This window comes from Thauera sp. 28 (genome assembly GCF_000310145.2).
Lineage (GTDB): Bacteria > Pseudomonadota > Gammaproteobacteria > Burkholderiales > Rhodocyclaceae > Thauera > Thauera mechernichensis.
Genome location: NZ_AMXA01000087.1, coordinates 1 through 726, shown reverse-complemented (window position 1 = coordinate 726; position 726 = coordinate 1). Strand labels below are relative to the sequence as shown.

1 pseudogene is annotated in these 726 nt (G+C 64.6%); it reads right to left on the bottom strand.

The features are described from left to right. Window positions 1–726 (bottom strand): annotated as a pseudogene (gene aceE, locus C662_RS19545) (pyruvate dehydrogenase (acetyl-transferring), homodimeric type); the annotation flags it as partial.

Below are 726 nucleotides of genomic sequence, written 5' to 3'. Positions count from 1 at the left end.
GTCCTCCTGCTCGGCGAACATCCGGCGCATGCCGTCCTGCACGACCACCGCGACCTCGTACTGGAAGGTCGGGTCGTAGCTGATGCAGTTCGGGATCATGTTGGCCATCAACAGGCTGTGGCCGTCCTCGTGCTGCAGGCCTTCGCCGTTCAGCGTGGTGCGACCGGCGGTACCGCCGATCATGAAGCCGCGGGTGCGCTGGTCGGCTGCCGCCCAGCACAGGTCCATGGTGCGCTGCAGGCCGAACATCGAATAGAAGATGTAGAACGGCACCATCTGCACGCCATGCACGCTGTAGGCGGTGCCGGCGGCGATCCAGTCAGCCATGGCGCCGGCTTCGTTGATGCCTTCCTGCAGCACCTGGCCGGTCTGGCTTTCCTTGTAGAACATGAGCTGGTCATGGTCTTCCGGCACGTACTTCTGGCCTTCCTGGTTCCAGATGCCGTACTGGCGGAACATGCCTTCCATGCCGAAGGTGCGGCTTTCGTCCGGCACGATCGGCACGATGTGCTTGCCGATCTGCTTGTCCTTGAGCAGCGTGTTCATGATGCGCACGATGGCCATCGTGGTCGACAGCTCGCGGCCTTCGCCCGAGGCCTTCAGCAGCGCGGCAAAGGCATCCAGCGCGGGCACGGCCAGCGGCGCGGCCTTGGTGCGGCGCTGCGGCAGGAAGCCGCCCAGGTCCATGCGGCGCTGCATCATGTACTTGTATTCGGGCGAGCCTTC